At 71.1% G+C, this 22,928-nt stretch carries 21 protein-coding genes; 6 read left to right on the top strand and 15 right to left on the bottom strand.

Annotated features, from left to right (window positions below):
* Positions 1-85 precede the first annotated feature (85 nt).
* The 3 genes from CP983_RS27140 (at position 86) to glxA (ending at position 5,066) form a co-directional block, all read left to right on the top strand.
* Positions 86-802: a FadR/GntR family transcriptional regulator gene (locus CP983_RS27140; protein ID WP_107905599.1), complete on the top strand. Its 717-nt coding sequence runs from the start codon at positions 86-88 to the stop codon at positions 800-802.
* 323 nt (positions 803-1,125) lie between these two features.
* On the top strand, positions 1,126-3,132 hold the full coding sequence (locus CP983_RS27135; protein WP_150502374.1) for a glycosyltransferase family 2 protein: 2,007 nt from the start codon (positions 1,126-1,128) through the stop codon (positions 3,130-3,132).
* Positions 3,129-5,066, top strand: a complete 1,938-nt coding sequence (gene glxA / locus CP983_RS27130) for a radical copper oxidase GlxA (RefSeq protein ID WP_125525950.1) — start codon at positions 3,129-3,131, stop codon at positions 5,064-5,066. Before CP983_RS27135 ends, glxA begins: the two co-directional genes overlap by 4 nt.
* A gap of 107 nt (positions 5,067-5,173) precedes the next feature.
* On the opposite strand, the gene CP983_RS27125 is transcribed toward glxA, so the two are convergent.
* Positions 5,174-6,202 (bottom strand): glycoside hydrolase family 6 protein, encoded by a 1,029-nt coding sequence (locus CP983_RS27125; RefSeq protein ID WP_150502372.1) that lies wholly within the window; start codon positions 6,200-6,202, stop codon positions 5,174-5,176.
* Between the two features lie 192 nt (positions 6,203-6,394).
* Between CP983_RS27125 and CP983_RS27120 the strand changes: the two genes are divergently transcribed.
* Positions 6,395-7,162 carry a GAF and ANTAR domain-containing protein gene (locus CP983_RS27120; RefSeq protein WP_125525952.1) on the top strand — a complete coding sequence of 256 codons (768 nt, stop codon included), beginning with the start codon at positions 6,395-6,397 and terminating at the stop codon, positions 7,160-7,162.
* A 199-nt stretch (positions 7,163-7,361) separates the two neighbouring features.
* Here CP983_RS27120 and CP983_RS27115 read toward each other — a convergent pair whose 3' ends face one another.
* The 13 genes from CP983_RS27115 to CP983_RS27055 form a co-directional block, all read right to left on the bottom strand.
* Positions 7,362-8,027 (bottom strand): class F sortase, encoded by a 666-nt coding sequence (locus CP983_RS27115; protein WP_150502370.1) that lies wholly within the window; start codon positions 8,025-8,027, stop codon positions 7,362-7,364.
* A gap of 2 nt (positions 8,028-8,029) precedes the next feature.
* On the bottom strand, positions 8,030-8,584 hold the full coding sequence (locus CP983_RS27110) for a hypothetical protein (protein ID WP_150502367.1): 555 nt from the start codon (positions 8,582-8,584) through the stop codon (positions 8,030-8,032).
* A gap of 130 nt (positions 8,585-8,714) precedes the next feature.
* Entirely contained in the window at positions 8,715-9,494 is a 780-nt protein-coding gene (locus tag CP983_RS27105; RefSeq protein WP_125525955.1) for an HAD-IIA family hydrolase, read from the bottom strand.
* 81 nt (positions 9,495-9,575) lie between these two features.
* Positions 9,576-11,114 carry an alkaline phosphatase family protein gene (locus tag CP983_RS27100; protein WP_150502366.1) on the bottom strand — a complete coding sequence of 513 codons (1,539 nt, stop codon included), beginning with the start codon at positions 11,112-11,114 and terminating at the stop codon, positions 9,576-9,578.
* 129 nt (positions 11,115-11,243) lie between these two features.
* Positions 11,244-12,299 carry a 2-aminoethylphosphonate ABC transporter substrate-binding protein gene (locus tag CP983_RS27095; protein ID WP_150502364.1) on the bottom strand — a complete coding sequence of 352 codons (1,056 nt, stop codon included), beginning with the start codon at positions 12,297-12,299 and terminating at the stop codon, positions 11,244-11,246.
* Between the two features lie 38 nt (positions 12,300-12,337).
* On the bottom strand, positions 12,338-13,135 hold the full coding sequence (locus CP983_RS27090) for an ABC transporter permease (protein WP_150502362.1): 798 nt from the start codon (positions 13,133-13,135) through the stop codon (positions 12,338-12,340).
* Positions 13,122-13,955, bottom strand: a complete 834-nt coding sequence (locus CP983_RS27085) for a 2-aminoethylphosphonate ABC transporter permease subunit (RefSeq protein WP_150502360.1) — start codon at positions 13,953-13,955, stop codon at positions 13,122-13,124. The genes CP983_RS27090 and CP983_RS27085 overlap by 14 nt, the downstream gene beginning before the upstream one ends.
* Positions 13,948-15,009 carry an ABC transporter ATP-binding protein gene (locus CP983_RS27080; RefSeq protein WP_150502358.1) on the bottom strand — a complete coding sequence of 354 codons (1,062 nt, stop codon included), beginning with the start codon at positions 15,007-15,009 and terminating at the stop codon, positions 13,948-13,950. Before CP983_RS27080 ends, CP983_RS27085 begins: the two co-directional genes overlap by 8 nt.
* Entirely contained in the window at positions 15,006-15,689 is a 684-nt protein-coding gene (locus CP983_RS27075; RefSeq protein WP_150502356.1) for a phosphonatase-like hydrolase, read from the bottom strand. Before CP983_RS27075 ends, CP983_RS27080 begins: the two co-directional genes overlap by 4 nt.
* Positions 15,690-15,694: 5 nt before the next feature.
* A complete protein-coding gene (locus CP983_RS27070; protein WP_150502354.1) occupies positions 15,695-16,819 on the bottom strand; it encodes a TIGR03364 family FAD-dependent oxidoreductase in 1,125 nt (374 codons plus the stop codon).
* Positions 16,820-16,960: 141 nt separating this feature from the next.
* The gene (locus tag CP983_RS27065) at positions 16,961-17,716 is read right to left on the bottom strand and encodes a GntR family transcriptional regulator (RefSeq protein ID WP_125525963.1); all 756 of its coding nucleotides are present in this window, start codon (positions 17,714-17,716) and stop codon (positions 16,961-16,963) included.
* A gap of 72 nt (positions 17,717-17,788) precedes the next feature.
* On the bottom strand, positions 17,789-18,607 hold the full coding sequence (locus CP983_RS27060) for a hypothetical protein (RefSeq protein WP_373309889.1): 819 nt from the start codon (positions 18,605-18,607) through the stop codon (positions 17,789-17,791).
* A gap of 281 nt (positions 18,608-18,888) precedes the next feature.
* Positions 18,889-20,169 carry an ROK family transcriptional regulator gene (locus CP983_RS27055; RefSeq protein WP_150506900.1) on the bottom strand — a complete coding sequence of 427 codons (1,281 nt, stop codon included), beginning with the start codon at positions 20,167-20,169 and terminating at the stop codon, positions 18,889-18,891.
* Positions 20,170-20,228: 59 nt separating this feature from the next.
* Here CP983_RS27055 and CP983_RS27050 point away from each other — a divergent pair, with 59 nt between their 5' ends.
* Both CP983_RS27050 and CP983_RS27045 read left to right on the top strand, forming a co-directional pair.
* Positions 20,229-21,320, top strand: a complete 1,092-nt coding sequence (locus tag CP983_RS27050) for a Gfo/Idh/MocA family protein (protein WP_107905615.1) — start codon at positions 20,229-20,231, stop codon at positions 21,318-21,320.
* Complete coding sequence (locus CP983_RS27045) at positions 21,317-21,835, top strand: heme-degrading domain-containing protein (protein ID WP_150502351.1); 519 nt, start codon at positions 21,317-21,319, stop codon at positions 21,833-21,835. The genes CP983_RS27050 and CP983_RS27045 overlap by 4 nt, the downstream gene beginning before the upstream one ends.
* 115 nt (positions 21,836-21,950) lie before the next feature.
* On the opposite strand, the gene CP983_RS27040 is transcribed toward CP983_RS27045, so the two are convergent.
* Positions 21,951-22,808, bottom strand: a complete 858-nt coding sequence (locus tag CP983_RS27040) for a fumarylacetoacetate hydrolase family protein (protein ID WP_150502349.1) — start codon at positions 22,806-22,808, stop codon at positions 21,951-21,953.
* Positions 22,809-22,928: the final 120 nt, after the last annotated feature.

Here is a 22,928-nt window from a genome sequence, read left to right as displayed (position 1 = left end):
GAGTCCCTGGCGGCGCACAGACAGCCGGGAAGCCCCTCGTGCAAGCGAGGGGCTTCCTGCGTGTTTGGCCGGATACCCTCTGGCCATGGCAGCTCGTGACCTGCAAGAGCGGATCAAGAAGCTCATCATCGACCGTCGGCTGGCCTCCGGGGCCCCGCTGCCGACCGAGCCCGAGCTGATGGCTCACCTGGGTGCAAGCCGCAACTCCGTGCGCGAGGCGCTCAAGGGTCTGCAGGCGATGGGCATCGTGGAGATCCGGCACGGCTTCGGCACCTACGTCGGCGCGATGTCCCTCGCCCCCATGGTCGAGGGCCTCGCCTTCCGCACGGTCGCCGGACATCACCGCGGCGAGGACACCCTCCTCCAGCTCGTGCAGCTGCGGGAGGCCGTGGAGACGGGTCTGGTGGCACGGCTCGCCGGCCGGCTACCGGACACCGACCTCGTTGAACTGGACGCGCTCGTCGACCGTATGGAAGAGCAGGCCGCACTGGGCGGCGACGGCATCGCCGAGACCGACCGGGCCTTTCACGCCACCCTCTACCGAGGGCTGGACAACGCGTTGCTGGGCGAGGTCATGGAGGCGTTCTGGGACGCCTTCCACCGGGTCCACACCGACCTCGGGGGTGCTCCGCAGGATCCCCTGGTCACCTGCCGGCAGCACCGGGAGATCGTGGACGCGGTGCGGTCCGGCGACGCGATACGGGCGGAGGAGGCGATACGGGAGCACTTCGGCAACATCCGCGCCCGCGTGTCCACAACGAATACACAACACCCCCACAGGTGCCACAATGAGCGCGTATGACCGGTAAACACCTCGTTTCGCATCTTGCGATCATGCGGAACGCCGTAGAACCCTGGGGTTGGGTTTACCAAGATGCTGCGGATACGCGGCAGTTGGGGGGCAAGGAGCCGGTTGCCGGTTTTTACGGGGAGTAGGGGGCCCCGTTCATGACCGCATGCCGAGGGGGGCATGATGCAACCGGAAGGTCGCGTTTCCATGTCTAAGGTGTGGAAGATGTGGTGACTGCGGCCCACCACTGATACGCCTGTGAAGGTCGAGGGGGATCGACACAGTCGTAAAGGAACCGACAGACACGCGGTGACCTGCGTGTGGGGGGATGACTCATGACGTCGACGCCGACGGGCGCCCGGCAGAACTTCGACCCGTCTCAGACCACCCAACTACGGGTGCCTTCGCAAACACGGACCGGCACATTCCGCCGGATCAAGAAGACGCTGCCGAAGTATGACTACGAGCACTACAGCCGGCTGGCCGGTCCCCTCACCCAGCCCGATCCGAACAAGCCGTACCGGGTCCAGTACCGCTCGCTGATCTCGCAGGAGCCGCACCGGATCAGGGTCGCCCTGATGCTCGCCGCGGCCCCGGTGCTGTCGCTGGTGCTGCTGTTCTGGCTGCTCCAGCCCGAGCACTGGACCGAACGGGACTACCCCGCCTTCGACTTCCTGCCGGCGCTCGACATAGTCATGCTCGTCTCGATCGGCCTGATCGAGTTCTTCCGCTGCATGAACGTGCTGTCCAACGCGCACGCCACGCTGGTCGCCCGCGACCCGATCCCGGTGGTGCCGGAGACCGGCACGAGAGTGGCCTTCCTCACCTCCTTCGTGCCCGGCAAGGAGCCGCTGGAGATGGTGACGAAGACCCTGGAGGCGGCCGTCAAGCTGCGCCACCGGGGCCTCATGCACGTCTGGCTGCTCGACGAGGGCGACAACGCGGAGGTCAAGGAGGTCTGCGCCCGGCTCGGCGTGCACCACTTCTCCCGCAAGGGCGTTGCGAAGTGGAACCAGGCGAAGGGCCCGCACCGCGCCAAGACCAAGCACGGCAACTACAACGCCTGGCTGGACGCACACGGTGACGACTACGACTTCTTCGCCTCGGTCGACACCGACCACGTGCCGCTGCCGAACTACCTGGAGCGGATGCTCGGCTTCTTCCGGGACCCGAACATCGGCTTCGTCATCGGCCCGCAGGTCTACGGCAACTACGACAACTTCGTCACCAAGGCCGCCGAGTCGCAGCAGTTCCTCTTCCACGCCCTCATCCAGCGGGCGGGCAACAAGTACGGCTCCCCGATGTTCGTGGGTACGTCGAACGCCGTACGCATCAAGGCGCTCAAGCAGATCGGCGGCCTGTACGACTCGATCACCGAGGACATGGCGACCGGCTTCGAGATCCACCGTCACAAGAACCCGGCGACGGGCAAGAAGTGGCGCTCGGTCTACACGCCGGACGTGCTCGCCGTCGGTGAGGGCCCGAGCGCCTGGACGGACTTCTTCACCCAGCAGATGCGCTGGTCGCGAGGGACGTACGAGACGATCCTCAAGCAGTACTGGAAGGGCTGGTACTCGCTGCCGCCGAGCAAGCTCTTCAACTACACGATGATGATCATCTTCTACCCGATGTCCGCCCTCAACTGGATCCTGGCGGCGCTGAGCTGTGCGCTGTTCCTGGGCCTGGGCGCCTCGGGTGTGAACATCGACCCGACGATCTGGCTGATGCTCTACGGCAACGCCTCCGCGCTCCAGATCGGCCTGTACGTCTGGAACCGCCGCCACAACGTCTCGCCGCACGAGCCCGAGGGCTCCGGCGGCGTGGCCGGCATGGTGATGTCGGCGCTGTCGGCGCCGCTGTACGCCAAGGCGCTGGTCGACTCGGTGCTGCGCAAGAAGAGCAAGTTCGTCGTCACTCCGAAGGGCGATTCCGCGAGCCCCGACCGGTGGTTCGGCACCTTCCGCTACCACTGGTACTTCATCGCGATCTTCGGCGCCTCGATCGCCGCCGGTTTCGTCTACGGCCACTCGCACCCCGCGATGATCACCTGGGCGATCTTTGCCATGCTGATCACGGCGACGCCGATCTTCGCCTGGCGCTACATGCTGCGTCAGGAGAAGAAGAAGCCCGCCGCGACCGTGCCGGCCCAGACCGGGCCGCAGGACGCGGTGGCGACGGGCGCGACCGCGGCTTCGTACCAGCCGCAGCCGATGCCCGCGCACGCCACGCCGCCGCACACGCCCCACGGCCAGCAGAAGCCGAGCTGGGCCGCGTCGGGCAGCGGCGGCAATGACCAGACGATGCAGATCGCCCTTGGTGGACTTGGGGGACGTAAGGAATGAACGACCGTGCAGGCCGCCGCCGCGCCCGTCGACTCGCGATAGGCACGGCGGTGGTCATCGCGCTGGCCGGAATGAACGGGCCGTGGCTCTATCGCGTCGGCACCGAGAAATACCACCAGTACCAAATCAACAAGCCCGAGTACAAAGCCGAGAACGGCAAGTGGGAGATCGTCGATTTCCCCGAGGAGTACCGCCTCAACACCATCCACGCGGCGCTCCTGCACACCGGCAAGGTGCTGCTGATCGCGGGCTCGGGCAACAACCAGGACAACTTCGACGCGAAGAAGTACGACACCCGGATCTGGGACCCGGTCAAGGGCACGATCAAGAAGGTGCCGACGCCGAACGACCTGTTCTGCACCGGCCACACCCAGCTCTCCAACGGCAACCTGCTGATCGCGGGCGGCACGAAGCGGTACGAGAAGCTCAAGGGTGACGTCACCAAGGCCGGCGGCCTGATGATCGTCCACAACGAGAACCCGGACGAGCCGATCACGCTGCCCGCGGGCACCAAGTTCACCGGCAAGGAGAACGGCAAGACCTTCGTCTCCAAGGACCCGGTGCTGGTGCCGCGCGCGAAGAAGGTCTTCGACAAGGCGACCGGCGAGTTCCTGCGCAACGACCCCGGCCTCGGCCGGATCTACGTCGAGGCGCAGAAGAAGGGCGCCAAGTACGAGACCGGCACCCAGGACAACTACCGGATCCAGGGGTTGTCCGGCGCCGACGCGCGCAACACGTACGGCATCGCGCAGAAGCTCGCCCTCGACAAGAAGGACTTCCAGGGCATCCGGGACGCCTACGAGTTCGACCCGGTCGCCGAGAAGTACATCAAGGTCGACCCGATGCACGAGGCCCGCTGGTACCCGACGCTCACCACCCTGGGCAACGGCAAGATCCTCAGCGTCTCCGGCCTCGACGACATCGGCCAGCTCGTGCCGGGCAAGAACGAGGTGTACGACCCGAAGACCAAGAAGTGGACGTACCTCCAGAAGCTGCGGCAGTTCCCGACGTACCCGGCGCTGTTCCCGCTGGAGAACGGCAAGATCTTCTACTCGGGGTCGAACGCGGGCTACGGCCCGGACAACGTGGGCCGTGAGCCGGGCATCTGGGACGTGGACACCAACAAGTTCAGCAAGCTGCCGGGTCTGAGCGACTCCAAGCTGATGGAGACCTCGGGCACGGTGCTGCTGCCGCCGGCGCAGGACGAGAAGTACATGGTGGTCGGCGGCGGTGGCGTCGGCGAGTCCAAGGAGTCCAGCGAGAAGACTCGGATCATCGACCTGAACGACGACGCCCCGAAGTTCGTGGACGGGCCGTCGCTGGAGAAGGGCACGCGGTATCCGCAGGCTTCGGTGCTGCCGGACGACTCCGTGCTGCTGTCGGGCGGTTCCGAGGACTACCGGGGCCGTGGCGACTCCAACATCCTCCAGGCGCACCTCTACCGTCCTGGCGCGAGCGAGCTCGACCGGGTGGCCGACCCGCTGGTGGGCCGTAACTACCACTCGGGGTCGATCCTGCTGCCCGACGGCCGGGTGATGTTCTTCGGCTCGGACTCGCTGTACGCCGACGCGGCCAACACCAAGCCGGGCGAGTTCGAGCAGCGGATCGAGATCTACACGCCGCCGTATCTGTACCGGGACGCGCAGCCGTCGCTGTCGGGCGGGCCGCAGACCATCAAGCGGGGCGGCACGGGGACGTTCACCTCGCAGCACGCCTCGTCCATCGAGAACGTACGGCTGATCCGGCCGAGCGCGTCGACGCACGTCACGGACGTGGACCAGCGGTCGGTGAAGCTGGACTTCAAGAAGTCCGGCGACAAGATCACGGTGGATGTGCCGACGAACCGGAACCTGGTTCCGTCGGGGTGGTACATGCTGTTCGTCACGGACGATCAGGGGACGCCCAGCAAGGCGCAGTGGGTTCGAGTGCCGTAGCGCTGCCGCGGGTTTCGTCTTCGGCTGCCGGTTCCATGTGGCTGGTCGCGCAGTTCCCCGCGCCCCTTGGGGCGTAGGGGCCGCCGCCAGCCACATGAGTCCCGGCGTTACTTACTGGCCTTCGCGAGTTTCAAGGCGTACTCCGCCCACCACTGGCCCGCCTTCGGGCCGCCCTTGCATTCGCCGTCCGACTCTCCGGGGCGTTTGACCCAGACGTAGGCGTCGACCAGGGGGTCGGACGTCTTGGTCGTCGGGGTCTCGCCGAGCGCACGGCCGGGCGGGTTGCACCAGCGTTCGTTCGGGTCGCCCTCGGTGTAGGGGCCGTTGCCGTTGCGGCTGGTGTCGATCACGAAGGGCTTGCCGCCCACCTTGCCGCTGAGCTGCTTGCCGTACGCGATCGAGTCCTTGGTCGTGTAGAAGTTGGAGACATTGACCGAGAAGCCGTCGGCCTGGTCGATGCCCGCCCACTTCAGGGGCTCGAAGATCTGGTCGGGATGGCCCCAGCCGGCGTTGCCCGCGTCCACGTAGACCTTGGTGTTCTTCAGCGACTTCAGCTTGCCGATGGCGCCCTTGAGGAGGTCGTAGCGCTCCTCGTGGAACTCGTCCGGGGTACAGCCGTCCACCAGGTGCAGCAGCGCGTCCGGCTCCAGGATCACCGTCGCGGCGCGGTCCTCGATGCCCTTGGCCACACCGTCGATCCAGTCCCGGTAGGCGTTGCCGTCGGCGGCGCCGCCCTGGGAGTACTGGCCGCAGTCGCGGTGCGGGATGTTGTAGAGGACCAGCAGGGCCGTACGGCCCGCCTTGTCGGCGGCCTCCGTGTAGCCGCGTGCCTCGTCCTCCGGGTTCTCCGGGCCGATCCACTCGCCGGTCGGCTGCTGGGCTATCTTGCGGATCTGCTCGGCGTCGTCCTTCTTGCCGCCCTTCTCGTAGTCGGCCACCTGCGCGGCGGCGTTCCCGTCCGGGTTCACCCAGAACGGGTCGGTGCCCTTTGGCTGTTGGGTGATCCCGGCGCCGGAGTTGTCGTCCGGTTCGTCTCCGTCCCCGGAGGAACAGCCCGCGACCAGCAGTGCCGCCCCCAGCAGCATCGCGGACGTCCGCGCGCGAGCGCCCCTCCAGGCCCCCCTCTTCAGGTACATCCAGCTCCCCCTCGGGTGCTTTGTTCCAAGGCTCAATCCTGACATACGTGTCCTGGGGCGAACGAGGTCGCCGAGCCTTGTCGGGGAGCTGTTACAGCCACTATGACGACTTCCAGGGGGGCGGGGCGGCGGCATGCCCGCCGGCGGGAAAACAGGGGAATCAGGGGAGACAGGGAAGGGGAGTGCGCGCTCATGCACCAGTCCACCCGGGAGATACGGCTCGCCGAGGCGTTGGTGGAGTCGGCGGACACGCTCGTCGAGGAGTTCGAGGCCGCGCACCATTTGTCGCGCGTCGCCGACCACTGCGTACGGCTGCTGCCCGCGCGGGCGGCCGGGATCATGCTGATCGACGACGGCCGGGCGGTGGCGCCGGCGGCGGGCAGCGCGGACCGGGAGGTCGTACTGGAGCTCCTGGCGGCGCAGCACGGCGGCGGGCCCTGTGCGGACTGCTGCGGCTCCGGCCGGCCCGTGCCGCCGGTGTCGATCGGGGCGGCCCGGGCCGCGGGCCGCTGGCCCGAGTTCACCGAGCGGGCCCTCGCCCATGGCATCGCCGTCACCTACGCGGTCCCGTTGCGTCGCCGGGAGCGGGTGCTGGGCGCGCTGAACGTCTTCGGGCCCGCCGTGCCCGGTGGCTCCCCGCCCGACGACGGCACGACGCTGCGGCTGGCGCAGCTCATCGCGGACTGCGCGGCCCTGGGGCTGGAGAACAACAGCACGTACACGCAGTGCCGCACCCTGGCCGGTCAGTTGCAGGAAGCCCTGTCGAGCAGGGTGCGGATCGAGCAGGCCAAGGGCATGCTCGCCGAGCGCTGGAACACCGCCGCCGACGATGCCTTCGTGGCGCTGCGGCAGTACGCGCGCCGCCATCAGCTGTCTTTGGACCGGGTGGCGCGGTCGGTCATCGACCGGGTCGCGGACGACGCCGAGCTGCGCCGGGCGGCGGAGCGGGGCGACCACTAGGCCCGGGACGGTCTCCCGTTCTAGAGTCGTCCCCGGACGACCCCAGCCCCCGGTCGGCCCGTCTCCACTGGTCGCACAAGGCCTCCCGCGCCGGACGCCGGGTTACTCCCGCAGCCCGTGCGCCCGCGGTCGAGGACCGGCCCGGTCGGCGGCTTCGGGGGGAGCAGGTCGCCGATCGGGCCCGGTGCGTCCCGTCCCCTCACAGCCCCGTGCCCGTGAGGTACGCCGAGACGACGACGTTCGCCGAGTAGGCGCGGGCCGCCCGGTCGAAGGTGCCGGCGCAGGTGATCAGGCGCAGTTCGGCGCGGCCCGGCCGGTGGGCGCCGTAGACCTGGTGGGCGTCGAAGTTCTCGCGGGAGACGACACGGACGTCGTCCACGGTGAACTCGGCGACCCTGCCGTCGTCGCGCAGCACCCGCACCGTCGCGCCGGGACGCAGTACGCCGAGACGGTGGAAGACGGCGGGCGCGCTCTCGGTGTCGACGTGCCCCACCATCAGCGCCGCGCCCACCGCTCCGGGCTTCACCCCGGCCGCGTACCAGCCGACGGCGCCGGCCTGCGCGTAGGGCGGCGGATCGATGGCGGCCTGCGCGTCGAGCCCGCGGGCGACGACCGGTGCGCGCAGGTCGAGCGCGGGGATGTCGAGGCGCTGCGGGAGTGCGTCGCCGAGTGGGCGTGCGGCGGGCGGCAGTTGGACGGAGGCGGGGCGTCCGACGGCTGCGACGTCGCCGGACACCGGGGCGGCCGCGCCCTGGCGGACATCGGTGACCTCTCTGCCCCACAACCACAGCCCGAGCAGCAGCACGGTCCAGGCGACGCCCATGAGGATCCGGCCGCGGTGACCGGAGTTCTCCTGCTCGGCCATGGTCAGCGCGGCCGTCTGCCGCGGCGGGCGCTGCGCAGGGCGACGGCCGTGGCGGCGACGCCGGCCAGGATCAGTCCGGTCACGGTGTGGGCGGTGCCGGGGCCCTCCTCGCGGGCGTCCACCATGGCGAGCCGGGACGTGCCCCCGCCGCCGGCCCGGACGGGGGCCGTGGGAGACGCGGACGAGGCCGGCTGCGGTCCGTGCCGCACGGAGTGTCCCGCGGCCTTGGCGGCGACGGTGACGGCGCCCGTGCGGGAGGTGTCACCGCAGGTGACCCGGACGTCGTAGCTGCCGGCCCTGGCGGTGGAGCGGACGCGGCTCTCGCCGACGAGTTCGCCGTCGCCGGCGACGGTGAGGCGGGCGTCGGCGACGAACGCCTTGGAGACGGCGGTGGCGGTCCGCTGCGGGCATCCGCTCACCCGCAGGGTGATGTCGCCGCCCGGCCGCGGGGACGACGGACTCAGCGAGACGCCTCCGTCCGTCGCGTGTGCCGCCGGGGTGACGGCGACCGCCCCGAGGGCGGCGATCGTACAGAGAGCGACCCGCAGTGATCCCATCGTGAACCTCCAGATACCTGGAGGCTCCCCCCGCGGGACGGGCCCCGCATCCTCAGCGGGGCCCGCATTGCTCCGTACGGGTCGTGTCGCGGGTGGGAGGGGTTGAGGCGGGTGCCGCCCCGGACCGGCCCTAGACCCGCTCGACGAGGTCCGCGATGGAGTCGACGATCTTGGAGGGGCGGTACGGGAAGTTCTCCACCTGCTCCGGCCGGGTCAGGCCGGTGAGGACCAGGAACGTCTGCATCCCGGCCTCGATGCCGGCCAGCACGTCGGTGTCCATGCGGTCGCCGATCATGGCGCTGGTCTCGGAGTGGGCGCCGATGGCGTTCAGGCCGGTGCGCATCATCAGCGGGTTCGGCTTGCCGGCGAAGTACGGCTGCTTGCCGGTGGCCTTCGTGATCAGCGCGGCGACGGCGCCGGTCGCGGGCAGCGGGCCCTCCGTCGACGGGCCGGTCTCGTCGGGGTTGGTGCAGATGAAGCGGGCGCCGGCGTTGATGAGCCGGACGGCCTTGGTCATGGCCTCGAAGGAGTAGGTGCGGGTCTCGCCGAGGACGACGTAGTCGGGGTCGTGGTCGGTGAGGATGTAGCCGATGTCGTGCAGCGCGGTGGTCAGGCCGGCCTCGCCGATGACGTACGCCGAGCCGCCGGGGCGCTGGTCGTCGAGGAACTTGGCGGTGGCCAGCGCCGAGGTCCAGATGTTCTCGATCGGCACTTCCAGGCCCATGCGGTTGAGCCGGGCCTGCAGGTCGCGCGGGGTGTAGATCGAGTTGTTGGTGAGCACGAGGAAGGGCTTGCCGGACTCGCGCAGCTTCTTGATGAAGGCGTCGGCGCCGGGGATCGGGACGCCCTCGTGGATGAGCACACCGTCCATGTCGGTGAGCCATGACTCGATGGGCTTGCGGTCTGCCATGGTGCTGTGACTCTCCTGGCCTGCGTACGGGACGAGCTGGGGGGGCGCCGGAACCACGCCGTACCGACGCCCCCAGGGTAATCAGGACTGGCTGATCCTGACCCCGTCGATCACCCAGTACCAGTTGTTGGACCCGGTGTAGCGGAACCGGAAGCTCACACTGGTGGCCCCGGCGGGCACGTCGACGGTCAGCGACTGGGGCTGGGAGACGACGTCGGAGGTGTAGCTCTTGACGACGGCGGGGGTGCCGCCGTTGAAGGAGGCGAGGACCTGGGCCTGCTGGGCGCCCTCCTGCCGGTAGAGGGTGGTGAAGTCCAGCCGGACCCTCGACCAGCCGGTGACGTCGTACGCGGGTGTGACCAGGGTCGAGTCGTAGGGGCCGGAGAAGGACTTGTCCGACCACTCGTCGGAGTCGGCGACCGCGAACACGCCGCGTGCGCGGACGTTGAGCTCACGCCACTGGTCGCGCTGGGTGCGGGACCAGAACTCGTCGGTGGCGAAGGACCAGCCGCGCCACTCGGTCATTCCGCCGGTGCCCATGGCGTTGTTGATGACGGACCAGCCGCTGGGCGCGGTGTGCGTGAAGCCGAGCACGCCGGCCGGGATGCCGGTCTCGTCGACCCGCCCGCTCAGGGCGGGCCGCAGCGCCTCGAAGGGGTCGGTGGAGCGTTCCTGGACCGGCTTGCCGTCCAGGCCCCAGGCGGGATCGGGCGTGATGCCGAGCTGCTTCAGGACGGTGGGTACGACATCGACCAGCCGGGTGTCGATCGGGCGGGCGCCGGCCGCGATGCCGGGCCCGGTGGCCAGGACGAAGGTGCGCCGCTCCTCGACCGAGGACCCGCCGTGGCCGCCCGCGTCGAGATGCCCGTGGTCGGTGGCGACGACGACCGTCCAGCGCTCGGAGGCGTAGGAGGGCCGGGCCTTGATCGCGGCGCGCAGCCGGCCGACGTAGGCGTCCTGCACGGCGATCTGGTCGAGGTAGGCCTGGCTGCCGGCGCCCTGGTTGTGGCCGACGATGTCGGACTGGCCGAAGTAGACGAACAGGACGTCGGGGTTCTGGTCGCGGATGATCGCCTCGGTCTCGGCGGCGATGGTGGCGTCGTGGCCGGTGTAGCCGTCGCGGTCGCCGTCGAGGACCAGCTTCGCGTCGGCGCCGGGGGTGACGGTGCCCTGGGCGTCCAGGGGCTTCCAGTCGACGGCCGCGTACGTGGACAGCGCGGGCCGCACCTGGGCGAGGCGGGCGAGGAAACCGGGGTACTGGCCGTACTTCTTGCCGGCGAAGGTGTTGTCCTTCACGCCGTGCTTGTCGGGCCACACGCCGGTGGAGATGGTGGACCAGCCGGGGCCGGAGGACGTGGCGGCCATCGGGCTCGCGTACAGCAGCGAGGTGCCGTACGTGCCCTCGCTCATCATGGCCTTCAGGTGCGGGGCGTTCGCCGCGTCGATGCGGTCGTGGCGCAGGCCGTCCATGCCGATGACGAGCACCTTGTCGTTGCTGGTGCCGTTCGGGAGCGTGGGCACGGCGTGGGCCTGCGAGGCGGTCGCGGCACCGAGGGCGACGGTGGTGGCGGCCGCCGCGGTGGTGGTGAGGACGGTGCGGCGGGACAGGTGTGACGTCACGTGATCCTCCTGGGGACGGGAGTGCGGGCATGACAACGCCCCCGGTGGTGCCAGGGGCGTTGCGGTGGTGCGGCCGTGCGGGTGTGGCCTTGGTGATATGACCCTCGTGTGTGGCCTTGAGGGGGCGGGTCAGCTGCCGGTGGCCGACTTCCAGGCGTCGACATACGTCGTGAGGTTCTTGTCGATGTCGTCCCAGTCGGGCTCGAACACCTCGACGCCGTCCATGAGCCCCGCGAGCGCGATCGCGTTGGCGTCGGTGGCCTTGACGTCCCCCCGGGCGCTGAAGCCGCCGCCGATCTCGCTGACCTGCCGCTGGGCGTCCTGGCTCAGCATGAAGTCGAGGAGCTTCTGGCCGTTCTCGGTGTGCGGGGCGTCGGTGACGAGGCCGGCGGCGTAGGGCAGGGCGAAGGTGGTGGGCTTGCCGCCGTCCTTCGCGGGGAACCAGATGCCGAGGTTCGGCATGGTCTTGGACTGGGCGAAGTTCATCTGGACGTCACCGTTGGCGACGAGGAGTTCGCCCTTGTCGACCTTGGGGGCGAGCTTGCCGGTGGAGGCGGACGGGCCGACGTTGTTGGACTGGAGCCTGCCGAGGTAGTCCATGGCGGGCTTCTGGCCGCCGAAGTCGTGCATGGCCTTGATGAGGACGGCGGTCCCGTCGCCGGCGACGCCCGGGGTGGAGTACTGGAGCTTGTTCTTGTACGTGCCCTCCAGCAGCTCGTCCCACGTCGTGGGCGGCTGCTTCAGCTCCTTCTTGTTGTAGACGAACCCGAAGTAGTTGTTGACGACGGAGGTCCAGGTGGCGTCGGCTCCCTTGTCGGCCCCGCTGACCTGGTCGGAGCCCTTGGGGGCGTACTTCTGCAGCAGGCCCTTGCCGTCGGCCTGCTGGATGAACGGCGGGAGCGTGACGAGTACGTCGGCCTGCGGGTTGCGCTTCTCGCGGGCGGCGCGCTGCACCATCTCGCCGGAGCCGCCCTCGACGTACTCGACCTTGATGCCGGTCTGCTTCTCGAAGTCCTTGAAGATCCGGTCGTACCAGCCGTCGCCGGCCTCGCCCTTGAGGCCGTCGGCGCTGTAGACGGTGACGACCTTCTCGTCGGAGGCGGCGGAGCTGCCGCCGCAGGCGGACAGCAGCGGGGTGGCGAGGAGGGACAGGGCGATGGCGAGCCTGAGGGTGTTTCTGGGCATGGCGGGGTGAACTCCTTGCACGGGGAGGGGCGTCGGGGTCAGCGGTAGGAGGCTTTGGTGCGCACGCGGGAGACGGCGAACAGGGCGAGCAGCGTCGCCGCCATCAGGACCACCGCGAGGGCGGAGCCCGCGAAGAGGGCACCGCGGTCGGTGGCCGCGTAGATCAGGACGGGCAGCGGGGTCCAGTCGGGCGGGTAGAGCATCATCGTGGCGCTCAACTCGCCCATGGACAGGGCGAAGCAGAGGCCGGCGGCGGCGGTGAGCGACGGCAGCAGGAGGGGCAGCCTGACCCGCCACAGGACGTACGCGGGCCGGGCGCCGAGGGAGGCGGCGGCCTGCTCGTAGGCGGGGTCGAGGCGGGTGAGGGCGGCGGACACGGACTGGTAGGAGAACGCGGTGACCAGGACGGTGTGGGCGAGGATCACGATCCAGCGGGTGCCGTTGAGCAGGAACGGCGGCTCGGAGAAGGCGACCAGGATCGCGAGGCCGACCACCACCGACGGCACGGCGAGGGGGAGGACGAACAGCGCGTCCATGACCCTGCGGTGACGCTTGTTCAGGGCCGCTGCCGCGAGGGCGGCCCAGGTGCCGACGACCAGGGCGAGCACGCTCGCGGCTGCGGCCGTGGCCAGGCTGGTGGTGAGGGCCTGGAGGGCCTCGCCGCGGGTGGCGGTCGCGTAGTGCCCGGTGGTGAAGCCGGAGGGCAGCACGCCCGACCAGTTCGTGGCGAAGGAGGCGCCGAGGACGACGAGCAGCGGCAGGGCGAACAGGGGCAGGAACAGGACGAGGAACAGGGCCCATACGGCCCACCTGGCCCCGCGGCTATGCACCAGCACGGCGGCTCACCACCCGGTAGAGGCCGTACAGGCCCACGGAGATCAGGACGTTGACGACGGCGACCACGCAGGCGCCCGGGTAGTCGGACTCCAGGATCGCCTTGCTGTAGACGAGCATCGGCAGGGTCGTGACGCCTTTCGCGCCGGTGAACAGGACGATCCCGAACTCGTTGAGGCACAGGACCAGCACGAGGCTGCCGCCCGCGGCGAGGGCGGGCAGGGCCTCGGGCAGGATCACCCGGCGCACGATGCGCAGGGGGCGGGCGCCGAGGGAACTCGCCGCCTCCAACTGGGCGGTGTCCAGCTGGGAGGAGGCCGCGAGCAGCGGTCGTACGACGAAGGGCGTGAAGTAGGTGACCTCGGCCAGCAGCACGCCCCAGGGGGTGGTGAGGAACTGGAACGAACCGACGATTCCTGTCGTGCCGTAGATGAACAGCAGGGCGAGCGTGATCAGGAAGGACGGGAAGGTGAGGAAGACGTCGACGAAGCGGGCGACGATCCTGGCGCCCGGGAACGGCACGAAGGCGATGATCAGCGCGAGCACGAAGCCGAGGACCAGACAGCCGAGGGTGGAGGCGACGGCGATCCACACGGTGGTCCACAGCGCTTCACGGAAGGCGGCCGAGGCGAAGACGTCGGCGTAGGGCTGGAGGGAGGTACCGCCGGAGTCGGGCCGAAAGGACTGCTGGACTACGAGGGCGAGGGGGTAGAGGAAGAGGAAGGCGAGCAGGACAACTGGCGGGACGGCAACCCCCCAGGGGCGCGGGGAACTGCGCAACCAACCCCCACGAGCCCGCAGCCGACGAACGACCTCATCCATCGGTCACTCCCGCAGCCAGCAACGTCGCATCTTCCGGCGAGAAATGCAGGGTCACGGAATCCCCGTGAGCAGGCGGCGCCTTGAGCTCCCGCAGGTCGGCGATGACCTGATGGCCGTCCACCTCGACGTACAGCCGGTGCGTGGCCCCCCGCCACTGGATCTCCCGTACCGTCCCGGCGAGCCGGTTGGGTCCCTCGCCGAGGCCGACGAGGTGGGGCCGTACGCACAGCGTCGCCCTCGCGCCCGGCGCCGCGCCCTCCGTGTCCACCTTCAGCTCGCCGCCGCCGAAGGCCACGCCGCCCGAACCGACCGTCACCGGCAGCAGGTTGGCGTTCCCGACGAAGGACGCCGTGAACTCGTTGCCCGGCGCCCGGTACAGCTCCCTCGGCGTCCCGCAGGCCTGCAGCCGCGCGCTGTCCATCACCGCGATCCGGTCGGCGAGGGTGAGCGCCTCGACCTGGTCGTGGGTGACGTAGAGGATCGTCACGTCGGGCAACTCGCGGTGCAGCCGCGCCAGTTCGGCGAGCATCCCGGAGCGCAGGCGGGCGTCGAGCGCGGAGAGCGGCTCGTCGAGGAGGAGCACGCCCGGGCGGATGGCGAGCGCACGGGCGATGGCGACGCGCTGCTGCTGGCCGCCGGACAGCTCGCGCGGGTAGCGGCGGGCGTAGCCGGCCATGCCGGTCATCTCCAGGGCCTCGGCGACCCGGGTGCGGATCTCGGCCCTGGGCACCTTGGGACTCTTCTGAGCCTTCAGTCCGAAGGCGACGTTCTCCTCGACCCGCATGTGCGGGAACAGGGCGTACTGCTGGACGACCATCCCGATGCCGCGTGCGTAGGGCGGCAGGCCGGTGACGTCCCGCCCGCCGAGGAACACCCGCCCGGAGGCGGGCCGTACGAACCCGGCGACCGCCCGCAGCGCGGTGGTCTTGCCGGATCCGGACGGCCCGAGCAGCGCCATGACCTCGCCGGGCTCGACGGTGAGGTCGAGCGAGTCGAGGACGACGTTGCCGTCGTAGGCGACGGTGACGGAGTCGAAGCGGATGCCGCCGCTCACGTCCCCTCCTTGGCGAGCAGCCGCGGCAGTTCGGCGACGGAGTCCAGCAGATGGGTCGCGCCGGCCGACCGCAGCGCCTGCGTGTCGTGCGCGCCGGTCAGGACGCCGGCGACCAGGCCCGCGCCGGCCCGGACGCCGCTGAGCATGTCGTAGGAGGTGTCGCCGACGACGGCGATCTGGCCGACCGCGTCGGCGGCCCCGGTCCGCAGGAACGCGGTGAGGACCATGTCGGGGTACGGCCGCCCCCGGCCCCCGGCGTCCGCCGGGCACAGCGTGAGGGGGACGAGGTCCTGCCAGCCCAGGGCGGCCAGGATCGCGTCCTGGGTGGGGCGCGCGAAGCCGGTGCTCAGTACGACGGTGCGGCCCTGGGCGGTGAGTTCCTCGACGGCCTTGCGGGCGCCGGGCAGGGCCGCGACCTCACCGGCGCCGACGAGGTCGGCGTACGCGGCCTCGAAGGCCCCATTGGCCTCCTGCGCCTTCGTCTCGTCCCCGAAGAGATGCCGGAAGACGGAGATCTTGGACTCGCCCATGGTGGCGCGGACGTGGTCGATGCCTGCCGCGGGGTCCGCGCCGACGTGGCGTGCGGCCGCCGCGAAGGCCCGCTCGACGAGGCCGCCGTCGGCGACGGTCGTGCCGGCCATGTCGAGGACGACCAGCCGGATGTCCTGATGGAGCGTCATGTCTGTCACCAACCCAGTTCGTTCGCGGTCGTTTCGGCTATTGCGGGCGAGCAGGTCATGCCGCGCCCACCGGGCCCGGTGACCAGCCACACGCCCTCGCGCACCTGCTGCCGGTGCACCACCCGCCCCGGGTCGGTGCACTGTGCGTACACCCCGGCCCAGCGGCGCCGGACCTTCGGCAGCGGGCGGCCGAGGAGGGACTCGACGACCTCGGTGAGGTGGTCGTAGGGGTCCTCGACGGTGTCGAAGGCGAAGGGGTGCTCGTACTCGTGGGTGTCGCCGATGGTCAGCCCGCCGTCGGCACGCTGCACCATCAGCAGCTGCATCCGGTGGACCGCGGCGGTCTGAGCCTGCGCCTGGCCGGCGTTGAGGGCGTCGAGCGCGTCGGAGGCGTAGGCCGGGTAGTAGCGGAAGCTGTCCGCGTCGGCGACCGAGGTGGTCAGCGGTTCGCCGAGCGGGTCGGTCTGCATCATCTGGAGGCGGACGCGGCGCACCGGCAGGTCGGGCCCGGCCAGTTCGCGGACCAGGCCGCCGAGCCAGGCTCCGGTGCACAGGACGACGACGTCGCCGCGGTGCACGTCGCCGTGGTCGTCGCGGACGGCGCCGGCGCCGACGACCTCGCGGACCTCGCGGCCCGGCAGGAACGTGTAGTTCGGGGACTTCAGGAGTTCCTCGCGCAGGGCGAGCTGCGCGGTGCGGGGCTCCACGGCGGCGTCGCGCTCGCAGTACAGGGCGGCGGTGAACTCGCCGCGCAGGGCGGGGTTCAGGGCCCGCGCCTCGTCGGGGGTCAGCAGCTTGTGGCCGCGGGCGGCGGCGTCCTCGCGGGCCACGGCGGCCTCGGCGACGGCGAGCTCCAGGTCGCCGCGGACGGGGGTCAGGGAGCCGTTCGGCCGGAAGCCGAGGCCCGGCACGCGGGCTCCGATCCCCTCCCACAGCTCCCGGGCCCGCAGGGCGGTGGCCAGTTCCTCGCCGCCCGCGCGTCCGCTCACCCAGATCTGCCCGAAGTTGCGCAACGACGCGCCACGAGCCTCCGCCTCGCGCTCGATCTGTACGACCTCATGGCCGCGTTCCACTGCTTGCCAGGCGTGCATGGTGCCCACCACGCCGGCTCCGACGACTATCACTCTCACGACGGCAACGCTCCTCGGGATCGGGGAACCGGAAGGGACCGGCTCTCAACGAGAGCGTGAACTGACCATCACGTTTGGGCTAGACCCGTTATCTGTTCGTGATATACAGATGGCGTCGAAAAGGGAGTTTTTCCGGACGTCTCAGCCTCGGAGATGCGTGCTGAACGAGAACCGGTCACCGCGGTACAGCGACCGCACCCGCTCCAGCGGCCGGCCCTCGGTGTCCCGTGAGATCCGGTGGATCAGCAGCATCGGCAGGGCGGGCGGGGTGCCGATGAGCAGCGCCTCGCGCGGTGTGGCCAGGACGGTCTCGATGCGTTCGTCGGCGTCCCCGAACCCGATGCCGTGGCGGTGCAGGAAGGCGTAGAAGGAGGAGTCGGGGTCGAAGTCGACGTCCAGGCGCGGCACCCGGGCGACGGCGACGTACGTGCTCTCCAGGCCGACCCGTTCGTCGTCGGCGAGCAGGACGCGCTCCAGGTGCCAGACGGGTTCGCCGCGCTCCAGGCCGGCCTCGGCGGCGAGAGCGGCGGGGCAGGGGAAGCGGTCGAGGGTGACGAGGGTACGGCCGGGGGTGCGCCCCTGCCGGCGGACGCCCTCGGTGTAGCTGGCGAGGGACAGGGGCTGTTCGAGCTTGGGCCCGGCGACGACCGTGCCCCGGCCCTGCCGCCGCAGCTTCCCCTCCAGCACGAGTTCGCGGATCGCCTGCCGGACGGTCTCGCGAGCGACCTCGTACTCCTCGGAGAGGTCGCGCTCGGTGGGCAGCGGGTCGCCCTCGCCGAGCCGGCCGATGAGCTGGTCGAGCCGGGCCTTGACCGCGTAGTACTTCGGGATGCGGCCGTGCTCCGGGATGCCCTGGCGCACGGGGGCGCCGGGGGCCTGGTCGTTCGGGTAGTCCACGCAGGGATCGTCGCAGACGGGGCGGGCCGCCGGGTCGGCGCCTCCCGGCGGCCCGGGTCGGGGAGGTGGGCGTCAGCGTCGTCTGCGTACGACCAGGAGGCCGGCGCCGGTCAGCAGGAGGGCCAGGGTGGCGGTGAGGGTGACGCCCGGGGTCGAGGTGAGGCCGGTGCGGGCGAGCTCGTCGGCGAGGGTGAGCCGGTTGCGGGCCGGGTCGGTGCCGGGCGAGGCCGAGCTGTCCGGGCCCGCGGAGACGGCCTCGTGGGCCTCGTCGGTGGGACGGCCCTGGTCGGCGGCGTCGAACCGTTCGTCCTCGTCGGGGGCGGCCGTGGTGCCGGCCTCGATCTTGAAGCGGTAGTCGTTGGACTGGCCGACCCAGTCGCCGTCGCCCTCGTGCCGCTGGACGACGGCCGCGTTGGCGGTGACCTGGTTCGGTACGGCGTCCGAGGTGACGGCCAGCCGGATCTTCACGGTGACGGTCTTGCGGGGGCCGACGGTGAAGCCGTCGAAGCCGTCGAAGGCACCGACGAGTTCGTCCTCGTCGGTGGTCTCGAAGCGCACGGCGTGCGGGCGGGCGCTGTCCGGGCCGCCGTAGAACTCCAGCCGGGGCTGGGACGGCTTGAGCACCCGCTTGCCGTCGACCAGGACGACGACCGGGTGGATGCCGGTGCAGGTCCGGGTGGTGGTGTTGGTGAGGTCCAGGTACCAGGTGCCGAATCCGCCGCCGGCCGCGTAGGAGGCGGGGCCGCCGTGGAGGCGGGTGGTGAGGGGGAAGTCCCCGGCGCCGGAGGCGCAACCGGGGAGCGCGGCGGGCGGTTCCGCCTGCACCGGGGGCGCCGCGGCTAGGAGGGCGGCTGCTGCGAGGCAGAGGGGGACAGATGTGTGCAGTCGCATAAACACATGACCATCCCGGATGGGGGCGGATACACGGTGCCGCCATCCCGTACGTCACCACAAGTCCCCTCGATCAGCGCACGCCGACCGACCCGCATGCCGTAGCCCCGGGCGACGGGCTTGCCGTGACCCCGGCCGACGCGCACGCCGCGCTCCTGGCGAGGTGCCTCTCGCAGCCCGGTCGAACCGCGTACCGCAGCCCGTCGAACCGAATGCCGCAGCCCTGGTCGACGCGCACGCCGCACTCCGATCGGCCTCGTGCCGCGCCCCGTTCTTCCCTCTCAGCCCTCCGCCCGTCCGAACAGCGGTGCCAGCAGCAGTTGGGCGGCGCCCTCGGCGACCCCGCCGCCCTCGCCGGGGGCGATGCGTACCGGTACCGGGTCCTCGCCCGCGCGCCCGGCGCGTTCGTCGAGGACGGCTGCGACGCCCCGTACGAAGGTCTCCGGCGCGGCGGCGACCGTGCGGCCGCCCAGCAGGACGAGGTCGACGTCGAGGAGGGCGACCAGGTTGCCGGCCGCGGTGCCGAGTACGCGTGCCGCCTCCGCCGCGTCGCCCCGCGCGACGGCCGCCAGGCACAGCGCCTCCACGCAACCGCGATTGCCGCATCCGCAGGGCGGTCCGTCCAGCTGGACGACCTGGTGCCCGAACTCCCCGGCTCCCGTACGGGCGCCCCGGTGCACCGCTCCCCCGATCACGAGCCCGCCGCCCAGACCCGCCCCGAAGTGCAGGTACGCGAAGGAGGCGAGGGCGCCCGCGTCGCCCCCGACGGCGAGGCCGAGCGCGGCGGCGTTGGTGTCCTTGTCGACGACGACCGGCAGCGAGAGGCGCCGCGCGAGCACGTCCCGCAGCGGGAAGCCGTTCCACTGCGGGAACCCGGTGACGCGGTGCAGCACACCGCGCCGATGGTCCAGCGGACCGGGCAGCGCGACGCCGACGCCGAGCACTCGGGGCCCACGGTCACCGGAACCCACTGGGGGCGCGGGGAACTGCGCGGCCGGCCCCCTGCCACCCGCATCCGACCGCCCGCCCTCCCCCACCAGCTCCCGGACCTCCCGTACAGCCCGCTCGACGACCGTCTCCGCACCGGCACCGAGATCCAGCGCGGCACTCCGCCGCGCCACCACCGCACCGGTCAGATCGCAGAGCACGGCCGTCAGCTCGTCCCGGTCCAGATGGACGCCCACCGCGTGACCGGCCTCCGGCACCAGCCGCAGTACCGTGCGCGGCTTGCCCCCGGTCGAGGCCCGCCGCCCGGCCTCCGCCACGAGCCCGTCCTCACGCAGCCGGGCGGTGATCTTGCTGACCGCCTGCGGGGTGAGCCCGGTGCGCTCGGCGAGTTCGAGCCGGCTGATCCCGTCGGGCCCGGCGGTGCGCAGCAGGTCGAGCACGAGCGCGGCGTTGTGACTGCGCAGGGCCCCCAGATTCACGCCACCGCCCGAGCCACCGCCGACCGCACCGCCACCGACGCCCCCGGCCCCCGAGCCGCCGCCCGCCGCTCCAAGACCGGTGCCACCGGCTCCGCCTCCGCCGACCCCGTCGTTCGTCCTGCTCACGCCACCCATCACGCGCCCATTCTCCCCTGCGCTTGCACTTTGGCAACAGCGTTGCGAAAGTAGTCCGCATGACTGGCACTCCCGGCACGACCGCTACTCCCCTGCGCGTGGGCCTGATCGGCTACGGCCTGGCAGGCTCCGTCTTCCACGCCCCGCTGATCGCCACCACCGAGGGCCTCGCCCTGGACACCGTGGTCACCTCGAACCCCGAGCGGCAGAAGCAGGCCCGCACCGAGCACCCGGACGTACGCGTCGCCGCCACGCCCGACGAGCTGCTGGCCCGCGCCGGCGACCTCGACCTGCTCGTCATCGCGTCCCCCAACAAGACGCACGTCCCGCTCGCGAAGGCCGCTCTGGAGGCGGGCCTCCCGGTCGTCGTCGACAAGCCGATCGCCGGCACGGCGGCCGAGGCGCGCGAGCTGGCGGCGCTGGCCGAGGAGCGCGGTCTGCTGCTCTCCGTGTTCCAGAACCGCCGCTGGGACAACGACTTCCTGACGCTGCGCCACCTCCTGGCCGAGGGCGAGCTGGGCGACGTATGGCGCTTCGAGTCCCGCTTCGAGCGCTGGCGCCCGCAGCCGAAGGGCGGCTGGCGTGAGTCCGGCGACCCGGCAGAGATCGGAGGTCTGCTGTACGACCTCGGCAGCCATGTCGTCGACCAGGCGCTGGTGCTGTTCGGCCCCGTCACGCAGGTGTACGCCGAGGCGGTCGTCCGCCGGGCCGGCGCCGCGGCCGACGACGACACGTTCCTCGCGCTCACGCACGCGAACGGCGTCCGCTCCCACCTGTACGTCTCCGCGACCACCGCTCAACTCGGCCCCCGCTTCCGGGTGCTGGGCTCGAAGGCGGGTTACGTCAAGTACGGCCTGGACCCGCAGGAGGCGGCGCTGCGCGACGGGCTGCGGCCCGGCGCCGGCGCGGACTGGGGCGTGGAGCCCGAGTCGATGTGGGGCCACGTGGGTGCCGGGGAGTCCCCGGTGACGGGCGGCGGCCGCGCGGAGGCGACCCTGCCGGGCGACTACCCCGCCTACTATGCGGCCGTGGCGAAGGCCCTGCTCGACGGCGCCCCGAACCCGGTGACCGCCCTGGAGGCGGCCGCCACGCTCGACGTACTGGAGGCTGCGCGCCGTTCGGCGCTCGACGGAGTGGCGGTGACGCTGTGACACCCGGCAAGGCACACGGTTCGGAGATCACCCCGAAGTTCCACCCGGAACTCACCCCGCCGCTGGCGGAGCTGGAGGCGCAGGAACGGCGTCTGGTCTTCCCCCGGTTCACCCACGACGACGCCTGGGCGCTGGGCTGCCTGCTGGTCGAGATGGCCCGCGAACGCCAGGCCCCGGTCGCGATCGACATCCACCGGTCCGGCCAGCAGCTGTTCCACGCGGCCCTGCCCGGCTCCACCCCGGACAACGACGCCTGGATCGCCCGCAAGCGCCGCGTGGTGGAGCGCTACGGCTCCGCCTCCTACATCGTCGGCGCCCGCTTCCGCGCCAAGGGCACGACCTTCGAGGACTCCTCCCGCCTGGACGCCGACACCTACGCGGCGCACGGCGGCTCGTTCCCCATCAACGTCGAGGGCGCGGGCGTCATCGGCTCGGTGACGGTGAGCGGCCTGCCCCAGCTGGAGGACCACCGGATGGTGACGGAGGCGCTGGAGCAGTTCCTGAACAAGCAGTAAGGGCAACGCCCCCTGTTTTTCTGCTTTTCAGGGGCGCGGGGAACTGCGCGATCAACCACGGACGGCCTGCGGCCGACCGACGACCCGCAGTTCCCCTGCTCTCCCTGCGGAGCGCCTACGCGTCCTTGAACTCCTGCCGCTGACGGCCGAGCCCCTCGATCTCCAGCTCCACCACGTCCCCGGCCCGCAGATACGGCTTCGGCTCGGGGTGGCCCATGGCCACGCCCGCCGGCGTGCCCGTGTTGATGACGTCGCCGGGATACAGCGTCATGAACTGGCTGACGTACCGCACGACCTCGGCCACCGGGAAGATCTGCTCGGCCGTGGTGCCGTCCTGCTTGAGTTCGCCGTTGACCCACAGTCGCAGGGCGAGGTTCTGCGGGTCCGGCACCTCGTCCGCCGTCACCAGCCAGGGGCCCAGCGGGTTGAACGTCTCGCAGTTCTTGCCCTTGTCCCAGGTCCCGCCCCGCTCGATCTGGAACTCCCGCTCGGACACGTCGTGCGCCACCGCGTACCCGGCGACATGCGCGAGCGCCTCCTCGGCCGACTCCACGTAACGGGCCGTACGTCCGATGACGACCGCTAGTTCGACCTCCCAGTCGGTCTTCGTGGACCGGCGGGGCACCAGCACGGTGTCGTACGGGCCGACGACCGTGTCCGCGGCCTTGAAGAAGACGACCGGCTCGGCGGGCGGCTGGGCACCGGTCTCGCGGGCGTGGTCGTGGTAGTTCAGCCCGATGCACACGACCTTGCCGATGCGGGCGAGCGGCGGCCCGACACGCAGGCCGGTCGCGTCCAGCGCGGGCAGCTCGCCGGCGTCCGCGGCGGCCCGGATCCGGCCGAGCGCGGCGTCGTCGGCGAGCAGGGGCCCGTCGATGTCCGGCACGACGCCCGACAGGTCCCGCAGGGTCCCCTCGGCGTCGAGCAGCGCGGGCCGCTCCGCTCCCGCCGTACCGACTCGCAGCAGCTTCATGATCACAATCTCCCTCGATCGCGGGGCGCCCGCCGATGTGTGCAGCCATCGGAGGACTGGTCGATCCTCCAAGGTCCACGGCCAGTCCGCAATACCCGGTTCACGTACTGGACCGTAGGC

This window comes from Streptomyces chartreusis, assembly GCF_008704715.1.
GTDB lineage: Bacteria > Actinomycetota > Actinomycetes > Streptomycetales > Streptomycetaceae > Streptomyces > Streptomyces chartreusis.
The sequence above is the reverse complement of the archived record's forward strand: the minus strand, read 5'-3'. Positions and strand labels throughout refer to the sequence as shown.